At 44.8% G+C, this 21,864-nt stretch carries 11 protein-coding genes and 1 tRNA gene; 1 reads left to right on the top strand and 11 read right to left on the bottom strand.

Features of this window, described 5'->3' with window-relative positions; genetic code table 11:
- Positions 1-4: 4 nt before the first annotated feature.
- Complete coding sequence (locus ACFPFU_RS01295) at positions 5-1,411, bottom strand: toll/interleukin-1 receptor domain-containing protein (protein ID WP_377060713.1); 1,407 nt, start codon at positions 1,409-1,411, stop codon at positions 5-7.
- Between the two features lie 112 nt (positions 1,412-1,523).
- Between ACFPFU_RS01295 and ACFPFU_RS01290 the strand changes: the two genes are divergently transcribed.
- On the top strand, positions 1,524-1,787 hold the full coding sequence (locus tag ACFPFU_RS01290; RefSeq protein ID WP_377060711.1) for a hypothetical protein: 264 nt from the start codon (positions 1,524-1,526) through the stop codon (positions 1,785-1,787).
- On the opposite strand, the gene ACFPFU_RS01285 is transcribed toward ACFPFU_RS01290, so the two are convergent.
- The 10 genes from ACFPFU_RS01285 to ACFPFU_RS01240 all read right to left on the bottom strand — a co-directional run bounded on the left by ACFPFU_RS01285 (position 1,777) and on the right by ACFPFU_RS01240 (position 21,799).
- Positions 1,777-3,402: a sulfatase family protein gene (locus tag ACFPFU_RS01285; protein ID WP_377060709.1), complete on the bottom strand. Its 1,626-nt coding sequence runs from the start codon at positions 3,400-3,402 to the stop codon at positions 1,777-1,779. The genes ACFPFU_RS01290 and ACFPFU_RS01285 overlap by 11 nt on opposite strands.
- A 56-nt stretch (positions 3,403-3,458) precedes the next feature.
- Positions 3,459-5,321, bottom strand: coding sequence for a glycoside hydrolase family 2 protein (locus ACFPFU_RS01280; protein ID WP_377060708.1), 1,863 nt, complete (start codon positions 5,319-5,321; stop codon positions 3,459-3,461).
- Positions 5,322-5,463: 142 nt separating this feature from the next.
- Positions 5,464-6,915 carry a RagB/SusD family nutrient uptake outer membrane protein gene (locus ACFPFU_RS01275; RefSeq protein ID WP_377060706.1) on the bottom strand — a complete coding sequence of 484 codons (1,452 nt, stop codon included), beginning with the start codon at positions 6,913-6,915 and terminating at the stop codon, positions 5,464-5,466.
- 12 nt (positions 6,916-6,927) lie between these two features.
- On the bottom strand, positions 6,928-10,062 hold the full coding sequence (locus tag ACFPFU_RS01270) for a SusC/RagA family TonB-linked outer membrane protein (RefSeq protein ID WP_377060704.1): 3,135 nt from the start codon (positions 10,060-10,062) through the stop codon (positions 6,928-6,930).
- A 309-nt stretch (positions 10,063-10,371) separates the two neighbouring features.
- Positions 10,372-14,373 (bottom strand): hybrid sensor histidine kinase/response regulator transcription factor, encoded by a 4,002-nt coding sequence (locus tag ACFPFU_RS01265; RefSeq protein WP_377060703.1) that lies wholly within the window; start codon positions 14,371-14,373, stop codon positions 10,372-10,374.
- A 159-nt stretch (positions 14,374-14,532) separates the two neighbouring features.
- Positions 14,533-15,948, bottom strand: a complete 1,416-nt coding sequence (locus ACFPFU_RS01260) for a sulfatase family protein (RefSeq protein ID WP_377060701.1) — start codon at positions 15,946-15,948, stop codon at positions 14,533-14,535.
- A gap of 550 nt (positions 15,949-16,498) precedes the next feature.
- Positions 16,499-16,735 (bottom strand): GIY-YIG nuclease family protein, encoded by a 237-nt coding sequence (locus ACFPFU_RS01255; RefSeq protein WP_377060699.1) that lies wholly within the window; start codon positions 16,733-16,735, stop codon positions 16,499-16,501.
- A 129-nt stretch (positions 16,736-16,864) separates the two neighbouring features.
- Positions 16,865-16,939 (bottom strand) — tRNA-Pro (locus ACFPFU_RS01250).
- Positions 16,940-17,083: 144 nt separating this feature from the next.
- Complete coding sequence (locus ACFPFU_RS01245) at positions 17,084-18,580, bottom strand: DUF1501 domain-containing protein (protein ID WP_377060697.1); 1,497 nt, start codon at positions 18,578-18,580, stop codon at positions 17,084-17,086.
- A gap of 6 nt (positions 18,581-18,586) precedes the next feature.
- Positions 18,587-21,799: a DUF1553 domain-containing protein gene (locus ACFPFU_RS01240; RefSeq protein ID WP_377060695.1), complete on the bottom strand. Its 3,213-nt coding sequence runs from the start codon at positions 21,797-21,799 to the stop codon at positions 18,587-18,589.
- Positions 21,800-21,864: the final 65 nt, after the last annotated feature.

The raw sequence follows: 21,864 nt of genomic DNA, 5'->3' as shown, positions 1-21,864 counted from the left end.
ACGTCTACTGATCTAATTCCTTCCTGATGTCGTCATATACCGCTTTCAAATTGTGGTCGTGACCATTGATGAAAAGTCTTGTATTGACCTTCTCCTTAAAACGCACGGGTAAAACTTTTTCGAAATCAGGGAAACCCGTGTCATCTATCACATAGGCCAATACACTGAGCTTTTCCGGCAATTCCCGGCTGTCATACTCATGACGGGCCAATTCCCATTCCTTCGGAAAGTATGCCTCAGAAAGTGACTGGGTGGTGTTTTTTGACAGGAACATCACGAAAACTTTTACGGAACTTATTGCCCTGGAAATGAATTTTACGTAGGCGTCGCCTGTGCCCATTTTTTTATCATCATACCAAACGTGCTGCATACCTTTTTCTACCGAAAGATACCGGTAGACCTGTCCGACAAACTCACGGTCCTTGGAACTGAAACATAGAAAAACTTCCTTTTTTTTGAATGACAGATCTTTTTGCCGCCAGGACCAGGCAGCATATAAGCGATCCACAAACCCGCATGAGGTCTTATAAAATTGGTCATCTATATATATGCCTGCTTTGATGTATTCTAAAGTAGTGGACAGCTTTTGGTTTTTTAACAGGTTGTTGTGCGAGATGAATTTCGTGAATTTTTCTTCCCTGAGATTTCCCAAATTCAATGCGCGGCACAGTAAACAAAAAAGCCAATCAGGAAAATCACAGCCAATAAAAAGCAGGTTTGATTTGGTTTCAACCCTGTCCAAAACTTTGGCCAAAACGGAATGTTCACATTTTTGGTATTCCGTGCTGTGCTTATAAAAAGTGTACAGCCAGTCCAGTATGTCGATATTGGAACAGGCAAATCCGGTTTTATTGGCATTGACAGAGCCAAGCAGATTCAGGACAATGGCCTTGTTTTCCAATTCGAGGTCGTCCCTCGGGGCATCCATGCTGGTATTATGATAGTTGAATTCATAGAAATCGGCAGCCCCGTTTTCAGCTTTGTCCTTCTTTTTCTGCAAGGCCTTCGTGAGCCAACTGTCCGGGGTAACGGAGATATAAGTGTCAAAACCCATCGCGACCAGTTTATCCAGATAGTCCAAATCAGCCCTGCCATAAAGGCTCTGGATATAACCCGCAATCCTTTTTTTTCCGGCATCTCCTTCCACAAAATCAGCGATATCCTTGAAATTCCATTGTGGATCATTAAAGTCACATTTTCCTTTCCAGGTATTGCTCACTTCCTTAAGCAAATCCGGACGGACCTTATCGTAAAGGTTGGCGATCTCTTTTCCTTCCCTTACTATGGAAAGTTCCGGCCCCACCACTAAAGTCACGTCATTGTTGATGATTTGGTCTACCAACTCATTGAGTAACTCATTTGTCTCATTATTTACGGAAAACTCCTGCTGGCTTTCTTGATCCTGACTCATAGGGCAAAGGCTTTTGAAAAGTATTTAAAAAATAAGAAAATATTTTGAATTATAAAAATTCATCGGCGTGTTGTGCTGGGTTCCGGGTGCTATATAGAATAATCTGGTTAAAATGAAAGTAAAAGAAGGTTCGGCATTTTATTCTAAGATTGTTTTGCCGTGGATAAGCCCTGAGGGAAGACAAATTAAACAGGACGTGACCACCAGCCATGTGAATGCCGTTTTCCCTGTGATCAGCGCCGCTGGAGAAAAAACGGTGGTAATCGCTTGGGTTCAACAATCAGACCATGAAATGTCAGCAAGCAGCCACCACAGCCACTCCGCGAGCGGGCAGGTGTTTTACAAAATGGTGGGTCATACCAATTTCATTCGATAAGGGGAACAGCGTATCGCCTTCTCCAATCCAACACTTTTGCCGCAAGTTTGCGGGCCAGTTCCCCTTTGTCGTTCACCCGGTTTTTGGACTCAAACGGATCTTCATCGATATGATATAATTCCGCACGGGAAGAATCGGCATTGATCAACAGCTTCCAACCCTTGTCCAAGATAGCCAGGTTAGGGGACACGTTTTTATCATGACCGGGAAGGATGGATCCACCTTGGGCACTTCCGTATTCCCACATGATCGGCCGGTGATCCGTTAAGGGTGTTCCCAGCATGGCTTGGCTTCTGTCTTCACCATCGCCATTTGGAACTCCTTGCAAGTCTGCCAACCGCATTAGCGAGGGCATTAAATCAACTGCCGACATGACCGTTTGACTATCGGTCATCCCTTCTGGAATCTTCTTTGGCCAACTTACAATGAAGGGCATCCGGATGCCTCCTTCGTACAGGCTCCATTTTCTGCCTAGAAATCCACCGGTAAAACCTGGAGGGTATTCGCCATCTCTATAATACCTAGGCCAATCTGTCGGTCCATTGTCACTGGTAAATACAATAATCGTATTGTCCAGTTTTCCCATTTCATCCAAGCTTCCAATAAACCTTCCTATCTGTTCATCCAGATCCTCCAGGACCGCAAAAAACCGGGCTTCCGATGCTGAACGGGCCATACCTTGGTACTTTTCAACGGCACCGGTGACCGGTAAATGCGGGTCATGTACGTCATTGGGAAACAGATGGACATAAAAAGGGTCACTTGGGTTTTCCTGAATAAAATTCAAAGCGCTGTCTACATAAATTTTTGTCGATTCATGTTTTTCCACCCAGGTAACCGGTCCGTTTCCCAATTTTGAACTTGCTTCTGACAGGCGGTCGTTACGAAACAGAATCCGGTTTCCAAGTCCTTCAAAACTCACCAGGGATCGATCAAAACCATAGGTGCTGGGCAAAGGAGCATCACCCACATCCCGTCCTCCGCCCAAATGCCACTTTCCAAAATGTCCTGTCCTGTACCCGTTTTCCTTAAAGACCTTCGCCAAGGTCGGAGCATCCGCATCCAACCAATCATTCATCCCCCGTCTTTCATTTTCTTCCCTTCGCTCAATATAAGAGTGAATTTTCCAACTCATAGGATATTTGCCGGTCAATAGCGCGGCCCTGGAAGGGGAGCAAATGGGGGAATTCACGTAAAAATTAGTGAAACGGATTCCTCTTTTGGCAAGCCCATCAATGTGAGGGGTCTGAATAACCTGATTGCCAAAACAAGACAGGTCTCCGTATCCCATGTCATCAATAAAAATAAGGACAACATTGGGGTGGCCGGATTGGGCGGACACCTCCCGGGTATTGAACAATAAAACGGTCATGCAGGCGATGGCCACACAACCAAAAGCCTTATTAAGCGTCAAACCTTTTGCCGCCAATTGACCTATTTCGGGTGCTTTAATATTCCCCTCCCCACACTTCGACAGATCACTGTTAGTACAATCATTGCCAATAATGATAGCTATATTGCGTGTATGGTTTTTTTGGTCCATACTTTTATTCATCACCAAGGAATGACTGAGAAAAAAAAGCAGATATCTGATTAATCCATTTATGCTTCTCATAATTCATTGTTTTTGATATTGAGTCAGCCCCATTCCGGATAAATATAGGATATCTTTCACTTATTTATATTGATTCTCACGTCATAAAGGTTTTGATGAAGTTGTTTCATCCAACCCTCATCAAATTTGATTGTTTTTCTATCATAGGTCATTAAACCGTTTGTCTCTACTTCTACATCGGTGGTCTGGGTATAGACTGCGGCAGAAAGTCCGTTTGCTATAAGATGCTTCATGGCTTGAATCAATTGCTCGTACCTTTCTGCAAGCGCCTGTTTGTTTTCAAAACTCTGATAACCCCAATTGTCTTTTTCCTGCCATGTGTGCCCTTCGACTGGAAGCCCAAGTCCACCAAATTCTCCCAAAACAATGATATTTTCTTTACCATATATCCCTGGATCCGGCATAGCGGCATCAGGATAATTATGAAGGTCGATGATATCCCCAATAACCTTTGTTCCATCTAATATAAAATTGCCGCCGCTTGCGGAATTAACCATCCTGCTTTGATCGTAATTTTGGGTCCACTCCGTGATCTGTTTCGTTTTGAACTGGCCCCAAGCCTCATTAAAGGGAACCCATGCCACAATTGAGGGGAAATTATAATTGGCATCAATGATGGCTTTCCATTCATTTTTGAAAATCGATTCGGAAGCTTTTTCTCTTTCCTTTTCTGTACCAACCCCCACTATTCCGGGTCTCCTTTCCCATCGGTTACCATGATCGCCATTGGGCATGTCCTGCCATACCATCATCCCAATCCGATCGCAATGATAATACCATGTTGCGGGCTCCACTTTTACGTGTTTCCGGATCATATTGAACCCCATTTCCTTGGTTTTCTCAATGTCAAATACCATAGCGTCTTCATGGGGAGCTGTATACAGGCCGTCAGGCCACCAACCTTGATCCAAAGGCCCGTATTGAAAAACAAATGCTCCGTTCAACAACATTCTTTGTACACCTTTTTCATCATATCCTACACTTATTTGCCTGATGGCGGCATAACTTTCGACCTTATCCAGCTCACGGTTACCGGAAAGAAGACTTATTTCCAGATCATATAAAAATGGTGATTCCGGCGACCAATATTGGGGGTCAGCGATCATGATTTCCAATTCCTCTCCCACATTTTTCGTCTGTTCGCCTACTTTTTGTCCCTTTGCATAAGCAGTAACTTTTATCCTGTACCCAGGGTCGGGATTATTGATTTCAGGAGAAACTTTAATGGTCCCTTTATCAAAATTGCAGGAATTTTTGATGTGGGCTATGTGGGATTCCGGTACGGTCTCCAGCCATACGGTCTGCCAAATTCCGGTGACAGGGGTATACCAGATCCCTTTTGGCTCATTGACTTGTTTTCCCCGGGGCTGAGGACCCTTATCGGTGGGATCCCAAACCCGAACTGCAATTTTCTGGACTTGTCCTTTTCTGAGAGCTTGGGTTATGTCGAAATAAAACGGATCATAGCCACCTTGATGTATTCCAACTGACGCTCCATTAACAAACACCTCTGTTTCCCAGTCCACCGCACCAAAATGAAGCAGCACCTTTTCATTTTTTCTTACAGGGTTAAGGCCGATGGTTCTGTAATACCATAACTCCCTATCATCACTTACCTTTTTGCCTACCCCCGAAAGCTGGGACTCGACAGGAAATGGAACGGTTATTTTTCCGTCAAACGATTCAGGAATGCCTGTCCCTTTCTTTGCAATGGAATAATCCCACTGACCGTTTAGGTTGATCCAGGTGTCTCTTTTCATCTGCGGACGTGGATAGGCTTGGTGGGGAGCTTCATGATCCACCTCATGGGCCCAGGGACTTGCGATGGAGGGGACGGGTAAGCTCTCCTGTCCCCGGACATAGGCATGAATTGACAATAACAAGGACAGGATGATATTGAATTTAAAATGTGAATTCATTTTCTTTATAAAATAAAATTTAACAATAAATCGTATGTGAGGAAGACTGCCGATTTCCCGATTGTATTTCCTACAATCAAGTCATAGGCAGTCTGTGCAAGAAAGGTATTTCAGATATTTCCAGAAGTGATCGTCCCAAAAATCAATATCCTTCGTTCTGGACCAACTCGGGATTGGAATCCATTGCGCCAAGCGGTAAAGGGTACCTGTTGTGATGGGGCCGGGCATTGGAAACTCCCCGGCTGATCGCGGAATTAATAAACTCTCCATGTCTGATAAGATCTTCCCTTCTAAGACCTTCAGAGTAAAACTCCCAGCTTCTTTCCATTAGGATATGGGTGCGCAGATCCGTTTCTCCACTAAAGTCCGACATTTCCAAATCTTCCAATCCTGCTCTGAAACGGACCTCATTGATCAAATTCAATGATTCCTGGTTAAGCCCATTAAGTTCATTGAGTGCTTCCGCCCTGGATAATAATATATCCGCATACCTGATTTCAGGAACATCATTGCCGTGGTTCTCACCCTGTGCATCAGGGTCAGGCCAATACCTGAAGGATCTGGTATTATCAGGTTGGTCCCTAAGATTTATTGTATTTCCAGCATTATTGATATAGGCAGTTAAGATGGGTTCTTTCCTTAAATCCCCCTCTTCAAAGGAATCATAAAATCCATCCCTCAACCTGTATTGGGTCTGTGGATTGTTCCAATTGGACTGCATTATCAAACCCTTTTCAGGCCAACTACGAAATCCGATGGGAAATGCCGCGGGCATATAGTTGTTTGCAAACATCTGAGGAATAGCTGCATTTACCATAATCATCTCCCTGTTGCCTTCATTTTCAACTTTCAACATGTCTTCGAATACCGGAAAAAGCTCATAGTAGCCCAATTCGATCACCTGCAAGGCCACATCGGCACATTTTTGCCATTGCTTGGTATTCAGGTAAAATTTGGTCAGGACGCCTAAGGCAGCGCCTTTTGTAGCCCTTCCGTATGCCTCCTCATTGCCAGGGTCTGGTAGAAAAGGAACCACATCCATCAATTCCTGCTCAATAAAAGACAATAATTCCTCTTCATTGGCCCGAGGCAGCACCAATTCGTCTGACGAACTTTGACGAAGTGGGGTGGGACCAAACCAATTATAAAGCCTGTAATAATTAAAAGCCCTCAAAAATCTGGCTTCAGATTTGTAAAGATTTATTTTTTCTTCACTTATATCAGCACCGTCTATATTCTCCAGAAGAACGTTTGCATCCCTGATGGCCTGATAAGGTATATTATAATACATATTAAAAAGACCTACGGAAGGGTCCCAACTAAAGGTCAGAAAATTGATGGCGATCCCATTTTCAAAACCTCCGGTTTGAAAAGCAATATCTGTTGGATATTCTCCCATGTTTATTCTTTGTCTGTCTGCATTCTGGGTGAATCCGTAACATGAGCCCAATAAGGCCATAATCCCATTTTCATTGTCCAAAAGATTATCAGGTGTAGTTTGGGAAAACACCTTCTCCTCCAAGGCGTCCATGCAACTTGAAGACATGGTTACGAACAGGGTTGTAATGATCAATGTATGGATTAATTTTTTCATCTTATTTTTTGTTTAGAAGGTTACCGAAATCCCAGCCATAAAAGTCCTCGCAAGTGGAAACGTATTGAAATCGATGTTGGCAGTGGCTGACCCGTTCGAGTTGACCGCAGGATCCACACCGGAGTAGTTGGTCCAGGTCATCAGGTTTTCTGCGGTCACATAGAAATTGGCGGCTTTTGCCAATCCGCCTAAAAGTGGCCTTTGCCATGCATAATTAAGCCTGATTGTCTTTAACCTCAGGTAGGAAGCATCTTCGACAGTGCGGGTGTTGATCACTTTTCTTCCCTGTCCAAGTGGTGTAACAAAAGAAGGGTAGGTATCGGAGGGATTTTCAGGGGTCCATCTGTTCAGATAGGGTTCTGCCAATTTATTTCTTCTCAACTGGATAGGAAAATAGGTGTCTACAAGGTTATTGTTCAACATTTCAATGCCATATACTCCGTCGAAAAACACATCAAATGTTATATTTTTGAACCTCAGGGAATTAGAAATGCCATAGGTGAGGTCGGGAAAGCTGTTTCCAATGATCTCCCTGTCATCTGAGTTGACAGTCCCATCACCGTTGATATCCCTATATTTCAGATCACCGGGGTTCACGTTGTCTGTCGTTTCACTGAAGTCATCGCCAACTTGCCACACCCCGTCAATGTGCCACCCATAAAAGGATCGTAAAGGTGCACCCTCCTGGATCACAAATATTTGATCGGTAAAACCTGCACTACCTGTGATAATCTGCGATATACCTCCCAAATCCACGACCCGGTTATTTAAGGTAAAAAGGGTCAGTCCTGTGCTCCATTCAAAATTACTCGTGCTGATATTTACCGACCTCAACTCAAGATCCAATCCTTTGTTTTTGATTTTCCCCACGTTTGTAAGCCTGGTTTGAAAACCTGTGGACCTTGGCACCGGTAGCGCTATGAGCATGTCAAACGTATTCTTTTGGTAATAGTCCAGACTGCCGCTCAGTCTGCCGTTAAGAAATTCAAAATCCACGCCCACATCCCACTGTTCGGTAGTCTCCCACTTCAGGTCAGGATTGGCCAGCCTGGCCGGATTCAAAGTAACCACCATCCCGTCATTGAAAACGGCGGCTGCCCCCGCGCCGAACGTATTGAGTGACTGAAAGTTGCTGATTTCCTGGTTTCCGGTCCTACCCCAGCTCGCCCTGAGTTTAAGCGCACTCACAAACTCCTGATTCCTGAGAAACTCCTCTTCGGTCAGCTTCCAGCCACCGGCAACGGAGGGGAAATAGCCGAACTTATTATTCTGTCCAAATCTACTGGAACCGTCTGCCCTAAAAGTGGAAGTAAGCAAAAACTTGTCTTTATAGGTGTAATTGACCCTGCCTAAAAATGAAATCAATCGGTTTTTAAACTTGTCACTTCCCATCAAATAGGTCTCTCTGTCCCCCAGGCCAATGTTGTCGGTTTTGGTAATATCGTTTGAGAAATTGAAAGCTGATTGGTTTGACCTTGCCGTGGTGAATTCCTGATCCATAGCACCACCTAGGATGTTGAAAGAATGCGCTCTAATTGTCTTGGTGTAAGTAGCCGTAAATTCAGCAAGGTAGTTGGTTTGAAAACCATTGATTATGGTAGCCTGTCCGCCCCGCGCGGCACCTCTCTGGGTTTGTTGGTCTACATACACATCCCTGCGTTGAAACCGGGCATCGCCCCCCACATTTACTTTCAGCTTAAGGTCATCATTGACAGCATATTCCCCGAAAAGTGTTCCGAACATCTGGTAGGCATTCGAAAAATTCGTGACACTTGAAGCCAAGGCCATGGGATTTTCGACTGTCAGAAAATCCGACCTGGTAAAATTGCCCGCTTCATCATAAACCGGTAAAGTCGGATCGTAATTTATCGAATTATAGAGAAGCCCCCCGCCTTCATTGATGGCATATCCTGTTGGTGCCGTTTGATCCTTGGTATAGGCCAAGTTCAGGTTTGCCCCGAAAGTAAGCTTGTCTGTAGCCTGGGTATTTAAGTTCAGCCTGGTACTGTATCGCTGGAACCTTGATCCCCGGATAATCCCTTCCTGATCTTGATAATTGACGGATGTGAAGTATTTCGTTTTGTCATTGCCTCCTGAAAACCCCACCGTGTGATTCTGTGCGATGGCATTTTCTCTATATACAAGATCCTGCCAGTCTGTACCTAATCCATTATTGGCAATTTCTTCAACTCTTTCAGATTGGTTTCCTCCTCCGGCATCAATGATACCATTGACTACCTGCTGATACTCAGGTGCAGACAGCACCCGCAACCTGTTAGCAGAATTTTGCACGCCCACATAGCTGTCATAAGTGATGGTGCTTTTTCCGCTTTCTCCCTGTTTGGTGGTGATCAGCACTACGCCATTAGCGCCCCGGGCGCCATAAATGGCCGTAGCTGATGCATCTTTTAAGACCTCGATTGATATGATATCAGAAGGGTTTATGGTGTTCAGAGGGCTTCTGGGAGCTCTGGTTCCCGGCACGCCCTGCCCTGTACCAGTAATGGTCTGCTCATTGGCTACAGGTAGGCCATCAATGACGAACAAAGGGCTTGTTCCGGCATTGATAGAACTCGCTCCCCTGATGCTGATTGATAGTCCGGCGCCGGGATCACCCGAATTGGCAATCACCCGCGCCCCGGCTACCCTGCCTTGAATCAACTGTTCTACGGTACTGTTGACTCCCTGGTTAAAGTCCTTCGCAGAAATTGAAGACACTGCACCGGTTAAGTCCGATTTCTTTACAGAACCGTAACCAACCACCACCACTTCTTCAAGCTGACTCATATCCGGTGACATATTAATGGTCAGCGATGTTTGGTTCCCCACCTTAATTTCTTGACTTTGGTATCCGATAAAGCTTAATTGCAAAATAGCCTCGTCTCCTACCGTTATGGAGAAACTGCCATCACCGTCTGTCACCGTGCCATTTGAGGTGCCCTTTTCCAATACATTCACACCGGGCATGCCCATATTATCATCCGTGGAAATCACGGTACCCTGCACTTGTCTGCCGTTGGTTTGTGCCTGTAACGTAAGATTTAACAGACATACTGACAGGATTGCTGGAAGAATTGCTTTTAAGCACGGTATTTTCCACCCAACTCCAATCAGATAGATCCGACTTCTTCGTAATGATTTTTTCATAATTAGGTTATTTTTAGGAATTGTTACTGCACAAATATCTCTTTTCGAAAAATAGATTGATGTAAGAAATGGTGATTTCACTATAACAATTGTACGCCTCTTGCAATAAAAACGGTGTTTACACGAACATATCCGTCAAACACCAAAACATCATATGGGCACAAGTTAATTTAGGTGAAGTGCTTTTACTTAAATCCTGCTAGAAAAGCCCGATGCCTCAGGGTGATAAGGCAAGGCAACGATGTATTGTAATATTTTAAGATCCTGGTATAGAACGGACGTTGGCAATCACCTTTATTGAAATCCCAATTAATCCTTTTGGTCCATTGATTCGGCAATGAATTCAGAAGGTGTCATGTTGAACTGTAACTGAAAGCACTTGGAAAAATAGGACGGGGAGGTGAAACCAGACATATAACACACTTCTGAAATGCTATATTGGCCTTCATTTAGCAGTTTGGCCGCTGCTTTTAAACGGATCAGCTTGATAAATTCATTTGGTCCCAGTCCGGTAATGGTTTTGAGTTTTTTGTGTAAGCTTGAACGGCTCAGCCCTATATGCTGGCTTAATTCCGTAACAGATAAGGAATTGCTCGTTATATTATCCTCGATATAAGTGACAATGTTTTTCACAAACAATTTGTCTTTCCCATTTTGGGCAATCTCACTGGCTCCCGATAAGGGTTGGTGAGAAAATTTAAACTTCAACTTATCCCTTACGTCTAAAAGATTTCTGATCACCAGTTCAATATGCTTCAATTTAAACGGTTTGACGATATAAGCATCCACTCCAACTTCCAATCCGTCCAATTCCATTTCAGGATCTGACTTCGCTGTCAATAAGATGACCGGAATATGGCAATAATGTGCGTCGTCTTTTATGTACCGGCACAATTCCAACCCGTCCATTTCATCCATCATTACATCGGATAAGACCAGGTCAATATGATGATTTTTCAGTTTCTGGATAGCATACTTGCCGTTGGTCGCTTTTATAACCCCATAACCCATCTCAACAAGGGAATCAGTTATAAAATCCAGCAGGGCCAGATTATCCTCAACCACAAGTATCCGTGTCAGTTTATCATCCTCATTTTCGTCTGATTCCAAAACGTTCATATCGAGATTTTCCTCACACCTCATGTCATCTAAAGGAAACAAGATCGAAAAAGTGGTAAACTGGTTTTCGACACTTTCAACTCTCAAGCTACCTCCCTGGATTTCCGTCAGGCTTTTGGCCAGAAACAGGCCTATGCCTGTACCTCCGGAATTACCGTATTTGTGTTTTCCTGATGAGACGGTAAAGAATTTCCTGAACACATTGTTCGTTTCAGATTCGGGTATTCCAATCCCATCATCCCACACCGTGATGACGAGCATTTCTCCTTCATTTCCACTTACCCGCACTTCAGCTGCCAGGATTACTTCAGTCCTCGCATATTTAAATGCATTCATCAACAGATTATTGATAATCTTTGAAAATGCACCTATGTCAATCATCACCATTATGGATTCTTCCTGAATATTTAGTGTAAAACGGATATTTTTTTGAGTAGCAACTCCTAAGTATTTAAGGTTAATCTCCTTAAGCATATTAGCAATATCCACCTTTTCAGGCTTGATCAAGTACTTTTCAGACTCCACCCTTCTAAAATCCAAAAGCTGGCCAATCAGGCTCATCAGGTCGTCCGCATTCCTTTTGATAATCTTCAGGTTGTTTTCCGCATTTTCATCCCCCTGTTCTTTTTCCATCAATTTTTCCAACGGCGCGGCAATAAGGGAAAGCGGCGTTCTGATTTCATGCGCCATTTCTGTGAAAAACTGAATTTTCCTTTTATAAAATGCCCTTTCTTCCTGTTGTTTTAACTTTTTTTCCCTTTCCCTGCTTTTTTTCTTGACGCGTTCCCGGTAATACATACCGATAGCCAACACTCCTCCCACTCCGAGCATAAAATAAATGAGGTATGCCAGGGTTGTTTTATAGAAGGGCGGTAACACGACAATTTCTATCGTTTTTCCTGATTTACTCAAAGCACTATCTGTACCTTCGAGCTTGACATGAAACCTATAGGTCCCGGGTGTCAGATTGGTATAAGTCGCCCGGTTCTGATTTCCTACATGGTTCCAATCCGCGTCCAAACCCTCCAAAAAATAGGCGTAGTTGAGGCTGTTCTGATTCACAAAATCCAAAGCCCCGTAGGTGATGCTTATCATGGATTGGTCATGCTTTAAGGTAATTCTCTCTTCGTAATTAATATCAAAATTCAATATTCCTGAGTGATCCCCTGCCCTGACCTCTGTATTAAATAGCTGTATACTGTGAAAGAAAAACTTCTTTTCTATGTGATTATATGCATTCAGGATCTTTTCAGGATCAAAGGAATTGAATCCATTGATACCTCCAAAATATACCTGGCCGTCCGAAGCTGCCATACCTGCATTGAAATTAAATTGCAAACCCTGCAAAAACCTCCAGTTTTTTATGGGGTATATGATCTGGCTATCTGCTTCTATACAGAATATTCCATTATTTGTTGAGGCCCATAAATTACCCGTCATATCTTCAACTATGGAATAAATCGAATTTTTTACCAAACCTTTCTCCTGAAAGACCTTGGAAAACTCGCCGTTTTCAAATTTAAAGATCCCTGCTCCTTCAGATCCTATATACAATTTACCGTCTTTTGATTCGTACATGGTGATAAACCTGACCTTTTCACCCCCGGAAGGCACAGTATATTCTTCCCATTGATCGCTGTTCTTCCGTCTGATAAATAATGACTGCCCGTAAGTAAGTACCAATAACTCCCCATGTTGATTTTCAAGTATTTTGTAAATAAATCTATTGGACAACCCTGGGTAATCCACTCTTACAAATTGGTCTGACTCTGCATCATACTTATTTAACCCATATATTGTCCCCACCCATAGTGTGCCGTTGGTATCTTTAAAGGTAGCATATATACCATTGTTGCTCAGCGAAGCGGGGTCCTCTGGATTGTTCCGGTAGTTTCTTGTTTTACCTGTTTTAAGATTGATCAGGTCTAAGCCTCCTGTATAAGTGCCTATCCAAAATTCATGTTCGGACTCCTGTAAAATGGTGTGTACGTTATGGTAAGATAATGGCTCCTGGAAAGCTTCAAAAGGATATTTAAAGAATTCTCTGGTTTTTGGGTCAAACAAATAAAGTCCAGCATCTTCGGTGCCAACCCATACTTTACCGCCCACTTCCAAAAAGCAACTTACGGCTTTACCCTGGATAGACTGCGGTTTGTAAGATGGATAGAAGTAATTGAATCTTTGTTCGGACAAGTCCCAAAAGTTAACCCCTCCAAAATAAGTCCCTAGCCATACATTCTTCTGATCATCCACAAGGATTGACCAAATAGAGTTATCACTAAGACTGAAAGGATCATATTTAACATTGGAAAAAGTTTCAAACCTCTCATTTTCAATATCAAATATATTAAGTCCTTCTTCCGTACCCAGCAGGATTTTTCCATCAATTCTTTGGGCGATCACGCGGACAATATCACTGCTGATGCTGTTATGGTCTTTGGAATGTTTGTAAAATTCTATCCGACCACTTTCGCGATCCAATTTTCCCAAACCATTTGTCAGTGTTCCTATCCAGATATTTTGATCTTCACTCTGAAAGATGGTAAGCACCATTATTTTATCATCACCGGTTTGACCATCGGTGACGTTTATATGGCTAAAACTCTTTCTTTCGTTATGGTACATCTTTATGCCGTCCCTATAAGTCCCCAGCCAGATATTGCCTTCCTTGTCTTTTATCAGCGACCTGATCTCCAGTTCGGGGAAGTAGGTCTCGAGCACTTCTGAAGGATTCTTCGGGTCCACCAGTGAGAGTCCTTTACCGGTTCCTATCCAGATCAATCCGTTTTCGTCAATTACCAGGCTGTTTATTTTAATATCAATATCCAGAGCGATCTTGGTGAACTCCTGCGTGCGTTTATTAAAACTATAAAGCCCGGAAAACGTCCCTATTAACAAGTTCCCATCAGCAGCCTCCTTGATGAAACTTATCGCATTGTCTCCAAGTGCATATGGGCCGTCCGACTGCTGATATCGGGAAACAAAACTTCCGTCGTATTTATTGAGACCGTTTTTGGTTCCAATCCACATAAATCCTTCTGAATCCTGAAAAATGGCAGTAACGGTGTTGGAACACAAGCCATCTCCGACGTTGAGATTGGTAAAAAGGTTCTTCTGGCCGAATACGGAGAATGACATCAGTATCCAGGCCCATGTTAAACAAAACCAGCGGTAGCTTTGGATCCGGTTCATTTTAAAATATATCCTCTTTACCTTCATTTTTACTCTGAAAGCATTTGGCAACCCCTTTCACCAAACCCTAATGTAATAATCAATTAGACAAATAGCGCTATCACGTGATTCTTTTATTACACCCGTAGCGTGCCTGGCCAAAGATCTTTCGCCAGTGGTCTATTTAAAAATATAAGGACCTCCAGGTGCCAAACCGCTATCCTTTCTTTCAAATGAACCGGTTTCAGCATCTCCCTGCTGTGTTCTCCACTCGGACAACCTGTTCCTGAGGTCTTCCATGATTTCCCGGTAATGGGGATTGAACGCCAGGTTCTTTTTTTCATCGGGATCAGCCACCACATCATACAATTCCTCCCTAGGGTGATAGTGATAGCGCCATAACACTGCCCGGGCATGCTCTTCCTGAGAGGCCATTTCATCCCACGTAGTCCAATAGTCTTTATGGGCTCCCTTGTCCATATGAGTGGTATATTTCACTTCAGGGGCCAAATTCAACAGATATTTGTACCGTTTGTTACGGACCATCCGGATAGGCGTTCTGTTCATGTCTCCATCCCCGGTATGGGAGGCATAAATATACTCGCGATGCCGGTTGGTTTTTCCCTGAAGCAGGGGCAAAAAGCTGGTTCCGTCTATCTGTTCAGGCGCCTTCGGCGCTTTCACGCCCGCCATCTCCATAATAGTCGGCAGTAAATCCACCAAAGAGACCAAGGCATCGGTAGCGGTATTCCCTTCAATGACCCCCGGCCATCTCACCAACATAGGGACCTTTATGCCATAATCATAAAGGCTCCATTTTCCAAATGCCCATTGGGGCCCCTGATCACTTGTAAATATGATCACCGTGTTATCCAGCAACTCATTAGACGCCAGGTATTCCATGAGTTTACCGACGTTTGTATCCATTTTTGTTATATCTGTATAATATTGCGCCCTGGCCTTCCGGGTCGCATCAGTGTCGATATGGATGCTGGGTATTTCCACCTCTGAAGCTTCATACTCCGGGTTTTCCGGCCAGAAAACATGGGGGCTATGGTCATTGACAACCAGTAGAAAAGGATCTTCCCCCTCCTTTTTGACTTTGGATAACCACTCATCCACCGGATCAAGCACTAAATCCGTCCACAGTTCTCCCTTTCCCTCATATCCAGGTTCCGGAACATTGGTTCCATGGATCATTTCAAACGGGTATGCCTTCATTGGGCCTAAATGGTACTTTCCTGCAATGGCTACCCGGTAACCTGCCGCCTTAAGATAATCCGGCAAGGTGCGGACATTGTCCTTTATTCCGGAATGATTGGCATGTGCCCCGTTCCTGAACGGCATCAAACCTGTATGGATAGAAGCCCGGGATGGAGAGCAAGTTGGAGAGGTTGCAAACGCATGGGTAAACAATAGGGATTCGCCGGCCAGCCGGTCTATATTCGGTGTCCGCACTATCGGATTTCCGTACAATGGAATATCTATGGCCCCCAAGTCATCAGCGATAAAAAGTACAATGTTTGGCCGCTTTTGGCATTCACCCTCATTTATGAAAACCAAAGTTGCTAGCAACAGCAAATAGAAATATTTCATGGATAAGTTATTTTAGGTTCGTGGCAATTTGATATCATTTAAAGGACCGCGCATGGCGAATCCCTATGTAAAAATGCCAAATCTGATTTTAAATGACTGTAAAAAATGTGGATTTTAATATAACAAATACGTTTATTTCCTGCTGGTGACACACATACACGGCGATCCGGGTGTGGGCATCTATTAAAATATCAGGTTTAGCAGGTACAATTGGCGGTTTTTTGGCGCCGTACTTCCGTTATGGGATCAGTTTTCGATTTGTCTGTAAATTTAAGTATATAAACATTCCACATCAAATAAACAGTTTATTGATGACCGATAGTGTCGGGCTCGCCCGACGTAGTCCCGTCAAAAATCTTTTTTGTACCAAGATACCAATAAAATAAAAAAGCCCGTCTATGCTAAAGCTTCAACGGGCGAAGTCGGGACGCGATAACCGGGCATGGTGTGTTAATAAAAGACTGACTTTTGATCTGTCGGCTGAACCGTTTTCCCGGTTTGTCTGTATATAATTTAAAACGGGTGTGGGTAGGCTGACATATAGGAGTGGTCAAATAAGCCTTTTGTTTAAAAAAGCCCTGCCCGAGCCGCTCTTCAGGTATTTTTCAAATCCAAAAGCCTTATGTTTTTCCGAAAAAGTGATGTATGTTACAAGTGCAACGGGCAGTCTTGATTTGGTAGAGGGAACATATCCGTTATGATGTCTTTTTAATCGCTCGTCGAGATTGGACGTACATCCGGTATACAAATATCCGTCGGCGCATCGAAGTATGTATACAGTCCACATTAAATGAATAGGTTTACGGTGACCGATAGTGTCGGGCTCGCCCGACGTAGCCCCGTCAAAAATCTTTTTTGTACCAAGATACCAATAAAATAAAAAAGCCCGTCTATGCTAAAGCTTCAACGGGCGAAGTCGGGGTGGCAAGATTCGAACTTGCGACCTCCTGCTCCCAAAGCAGGCGCGATAACCGGGCTACGCTACACCCCGAACTCTCTATTCTAACACATTTCCAAAGGTCTTCGGTTCAGATAAATTGAACTTGATGACCTGTTTGGGAAGGCAAATGTAGATATAATATTCTGAAATCAAAAAATGAAATTTAATTTTTTTATATATAGGCAGGTCCCGTTGTTAGGTCAAAATGCCTTTTACCACCTCTCCTGCTACGTCAGTCAGGCGGAACCGCCTTCCCTGGTGTTTGAAAATCAATTTTTCATGGTCCACGCCAAAAAGGTGTAAAAGCGTGGCATGAAAATCATGTACGTGGACCGGATCTTTGATGACGTTGTATCCAAAATCATCCGTCATGCCATAAGAAAATCCGGGCTTTACCCCGGCTCCTGCCATCCACATCGTAAAACACTTAGGGTGGTGGTCTCTTCCGTAATTGTCAGCAGTGAGGGTTCCTTGACTGTACACTGTCCTTCCAAATTCCCCGCCCCATACCACCAGGGTGTCTTCCAACAATCCCCTTTGCTTCAGGTCTTTGATCAACGCAGCGGTGGCTTGGTCCGTTTTCTGGCACTGCGTTTTGATGGCGTTGGGAAGGTTTCCGTGTTGGTCCCATCCCTGGTGGTAGAGTTGTACGAATTTCACATCTCTTTCGATCAATTTTCTGGCCATTAGGCAGTTGGCGGCATAGGTGCCAGGATCTCGGCTTTCCTCGCCATATAAATCAAATACCCAGTCTGGCTCATCGGACATGTCGGTGGCTTCCGGCACAGATGTCTGCATGCGGAAGGCCATTTCATATTGGGCGATGCGGGCGTTGATTTCCGGATCGCCATAGGTGTCAAACTGGACTTCGTTGAGGGCTTTTAGATAGCCTATCATTTCTCTTCTGTCGTCCCCCTCGTAGTTTTCGGGATTTCCTAAATACAATACCGGATCTTTTCCTGATCTGAACTGTACCCCTTGGTGCTGGGAAGGCAGAAATCCATTTCCCCATAGTCTCGCATAGAGGGGCTGGTCTTGGACAGCGTTTTTTGAAACCAGTACCACGAAAGCGGGAAGGTTCTCGTTGTCAGATCCCAAACCGTAGGAAAGCCAGGCGCCAATAGAAGGCCTGCCGGGCAGCTGATGCCCGGACTGCATAAAGGTAATCGCCGGGTCATGGTTGATCTGTTCGGTGACCATGGATTTGACAAAACAAAGTTCATCCACTATTTGTGCGGTGTAGGGCATCAATTCACTCACCCAGGCCCTGCTTTTTCCATATTGATCAAACTCGAAAACAGACTGTGTAACCGGAAAGATGCTCTGGTTGGCGCTCATGCCGGTAAGCCTTTGGCCCCCTCGGATGGATGGGGGAAGGTCTTTGCCATGCATGGCGGCCAACCGGGGCTTATAATCAAAAAGGTCAAGTTGGGAGGGACCTCCACTTTGGAACAGGTAAATGACTTTTTTGGCTTTAGGGGCGTGATGGGGTAAGCCCGGCAGCCCAACATTGGCTAAATGCGCAGCAGGTCCCGCGGCCAAAAGATTATCCGCCGCAAACAGGGAGCCCAAGGCGAGTGAGCCGATCCCCATGGCCGTTTTAGACAAAAAATGCCTCCTGTCCATTTTTTTCTCAAGTTGATGGAGGTCAGGATGGGTCGAAAAACGGTGGTAATGATGGTGTTTGCACATAGACGTCTATCTTTTGGTGATGGTGGCATCCGCATTGATGATGGCACTTGCCACTACCGTATTGGCGGCCCAAATAAACCTGTCGGGCTCTTCCTGTAATTCGTAATTCCCTTTTTGTAACCACCCCTCCATTTTGTCCGGATTTTCTCTGAATTTTCGCAACTCATGGTCTCGGAGTTCCAGGAGAATTTCCATTTCCTTTGGGTTCGGCTGTCGACCGGTCAGTTTGCGGAAAATCTCTCTGACCCCGGTTTCAGGACTTTTTTGTAAGCTGACCTGGGCTCCGAGAATTTTTGCAGCTTCCACAAATATGGGATCATTCATCAGTACCAAAGCCTGTAGGGGGGTGTTCGTTTCCTGTCTTTTCATGGTGGATTCACTCCTTTCCGGGGCATCGAATAAATGCAGGGTGGGATGCGGCACAGACCGCTTCCAAATGGTATAGAGGCTTCTTCTGAAGAGGTTTTCGCCTTTGTCGGGCTCATAATGTGCTCCATTGACACGCCAGAGCCCTTCCGGCTGATAAGGTTTTACGCTGGGTCCCCCGATTTTTTTATGGAGCATTCCACTGGCGTAAAGCACATTATCGCGGATCATTTCACCGGACAAGCGGCCCGAGGGGCCTCTGGCCAGCAATATGTTTTCCGGGTCCCGGTCCATTAGATTTTCATCTGCCAAAGAAGCCTGTCTATAGGTGGCGGACATGACAATAAGTTTCTGAAGGGCTTTTACATCCCAGCCGGATTCCCGGAAATATACCGATAACCAATCCAGAAGTTCGGGATGGGAGGGCATTTCACCTTGGTTTCCGAAATCCGACGTGGAGGCCACCAATCCCCTGCCGAAAAAATTCTGCCATATTCTGTTTACCGCCACCCGCGCCGTCAAGGGGTGGTTTTTATCAACAAGCCATTGGGCAAGTCCCAGCCTGTTTTTGGGGAGGGATTCAGGCATGGGGAGCAGGCTTTCAGGCGTACCGGGGAACACTTCTTCGCGATGGGCATGGTATTCCCCTCTTTCCAACAAATACGTGGGTCTTTGTTCCGGCAGGTCTTGCATGATCATCACTTCCTGAACGGGTTCCACCTCAGCGGCCAATTCCATTCTGGCCCTCTTTAGTTTTGCCAGCGTTGCTTTATGGACCGGGGAGTGGTTTTTCCAATAATGATCCTCTACTATTTGCTGCTCTTCTTCCGTAAGATTAGCGGACGTATTTCCTGTCAGTTCCAGGTACCGTTGATGAGCACCTATCTGCAGTGCTTCTAACGCACTGAGATCTCTGTCATATACCAGCAAGTCGTCCACTAATGCGCCTTTAAGGCCCTTTCCCCGCCATACAGCACCTATCTGTATCCCCGGTTGCTTTGGGTCATCGAAGAGGATGTCTTTATACAGGTTGTCGCGAAGCACGTCTGTCTCAAGCAATTTCCCATCCAAGAAAACTTTCAGCCCATCAGCTTTGGAAGAGCCATCGTATGTCATGATCAGGTTAACCCATCGGTTTCGCGGGACCGCTTCTTTGGTCAGTTTGATAATCGCATCATACGGTGCGGTATGGGCCAACACAAGTTCCAGCTTGTTGTCTTTTAGATAAAGATGATAACCCCTCCGGTTATATAAAACCGCTCCTGTCCCCGTATGGAAGATGGCCCCGTTTTCCAATTCTTCAGGTAAATTAAGCCATATACTCACACTGAAAGCCGCTGACCTGGAGAATACACCCGCCCCTCCCATGTCCAGCCATGCATCGCCATCCAGCAGAGCAGCCTTACCATTTAAGCCTTTCACGAGAACCGGGGATACATTTTTCACTTCATTGCTTTCCATCACTCCTTTCTGGGCGGGATTCAAAAGATTCTGCAGGGGGAGACGGTCAAAATTAAAATGGGCCGTAGGACGGGGAGGTGGTGTTTGACCGGCAACTTTTTGGTGGTTTTCTTCTCCAAGCCAATGAAGGAAATCCCCTCTACGGTCCTTCTTTATATTTTGCAGGTCAATAGACAGCTTTGATACATTCCGGTCAAGCATGGTTATAAGGGAATCTTTCCGTTCATCCGTCCACAGCATTGTGGGCACCGGCATGGCGTCATCCCAGGAGATCTGTCCGGCCTCGTCTACCTGGTTGAAAAAACTGCTTAGTTGGAAATATTCTTTTTGGGTGATGGGGTCATATTTATGGTCATGGCACCTGGCACATTCCAGGCTGAGGGCCATAAAAGCCTTCCCGAGGGTGTTGGTTCTGTCAGCCACATACTCTACCCTGAATTCCTCTTCCACGATGCCTCCTTCCATATTTTGGGGATGTATCCGGTTAAAGGCTGTTGCGAGAAGTTGCTCTTTGGAAGGATTGGGCAAGAGATCTCCGGCCAGCTGATAAAGGATGAAGCGGTCATATGGCATATTTTCATTATAGACTTTTATCACCCAATCTCTCCAGGGCGACATATCCCGGTATCGGTCAACGGTATACCCATGCGTGTCGGCAAAGCGGGCGATGTCCATCCAGTGCATGGCCATTTGTTCCCCATAATGGGGAGATGCCAATAGCCTATCTACTTGTTTTTCATAGGCTTTCGGAGAATTGTCGCTTACAAAACCCTCCAATTCTTCGATGGTGGGGGGTAAGCCGGTCAGGTCAAGGCTGAGTCTCCTGAGAAGGGTTTCCTTGTCCGCTTCCTTAGAGGGGATCAAGCCCTCCGATTCCAGGGAGTAAATGACGAAATGGTCAATAGCATTATATACAGGATATTTTTGGTCGATTTGTGGCACCGCTGGTTTTTCCGGTGGGATAAAAGCCCAATGTTTTTTGTAACCGGCGCCATCCTGTATCCACTTTATCAGAATGGCTTTTTCTTTCCCGGATAATTCGAGATTTGATTCTGGCGGAGGCATTTGGAAGTCTGGATTTTCGGAAATGACTCGGTGGTAGACTTCACTTTTTGATAAGTTGCCGCGTGTTATGGCTCTTTTTCCTGATGATTCAAGCGTTTTGTATGCATTTTCGGGCAGGTCAAGTCTCAGGCTGGCTTGTCTTGCGGCCGCATCTGGCCCATGACAGGAAAAGCATTTATCGGATAAGATGGGCTTCACATGTACATTGTAATCCAACGCTTCAGGAAGTGAATCGAGGACCGCTTTGATTTCATCGGGTATCTTGGTGTGGCAAGACACAAGCGTGTATATCAATAAAAGGCAATATATGCGATAGGAGCGAAGCATGATTAGCCGGTTTGCTTACTGTGAATAAAATTAAAAGATTCAAATACCAATTCCGATTTTTTGGG

The sequence above is a fragment of the Negadavirga shengliensis genome (genome assembly GCF_042652345.1).
Taxonomy (GTDB): Bacteria; Bacteroidota; Bacteroidia; order Cytophagales; family Cyclobacteriaceae; genus Negadavirga; species Negadavirga shengliensis.
The sequence above is the reverse complement of the archived record's forward strand: the minus strand, read 5'-3'. Positions and strand labels throughout refer to the sequence as shown.

Coding starts and splice junctions, on each gene's coding strand:
- ACFPFU_RS01265 (WP_377060703.1), bottom strand. CDS start 14,373: ATGAACCGGATCCAAAGCTACCGCTGGTTTTGTTTAACATGGGCCTGG.
- ACFPFU_RS01255 (WP_377060699.1), bottom strand. CDS start 16,735: ATGTGGACTGTATACATACTTCGATGCGCCGACGGATATTTGTATACC.
- ACFPFU_RS01295 (WP_377060713.1), bottom strand. CDS start 1,411: ATGAGTCAGGATCAAGAAAGCCAGCAGGAGTTTTCCGTAAATAATGAG.
- ACFPFU_RS01285 (WP_377060709.1), bottom strand. CDS start 3,402: ATGAGAAGCATAAATGGATTAATCAGATATCTGCTTTTTTTTCTCAGT.
- ACFPFU_RS01240 (WP_377060695.1), bottom strand. CDS start 21,799: ATGCTTCGCTCCTATCGCATATATTGCCTTTTATTGATATACACGCTT.
- ACFPFU_RS01245 (WP_377060697.1), bottom strand. CDS start 18,580: ATGTGCAAACACCATCATTACCACCGTTTTTCGACCCATCCTGACCTC.
- ACFPFU_RS01270 (WP_377060704.1), bottom strand. CDS start 10,062: ATGAAAAAATCATTACGAAGAAGTCGGATCTATCTGATTGGAGTTGGG.
- ACFPFU_RS01290 (WP_377060711.1), top strand. CDS start 1,524: ATGAAAGTAAAAGAAGGTTCGGCATTTTATTCTAAGATTGTTTTGCCG.
- ACFPFU_RS01275 (WP_377060706.1), bottom strand. CDS start 6,915: ATGAAAAAATTAATCCATACATTGATCATTACAACCCTGTTCGTAACC.
- ACFPFU_RS01260 (WP_377060701.1), bottom strand. CDS start 15,948: ATGAAATATTTCTATTTGCTGTTGCTAGCAACTTTGGTTTTCATAAAT.
- ACFPFU_RS01280 (WP_377060708.1), bottom strand. CDS start 5,321: ATGAATTCACATTTTAAATTCAATATCATCCTGTCCTTGTTATTGTCA.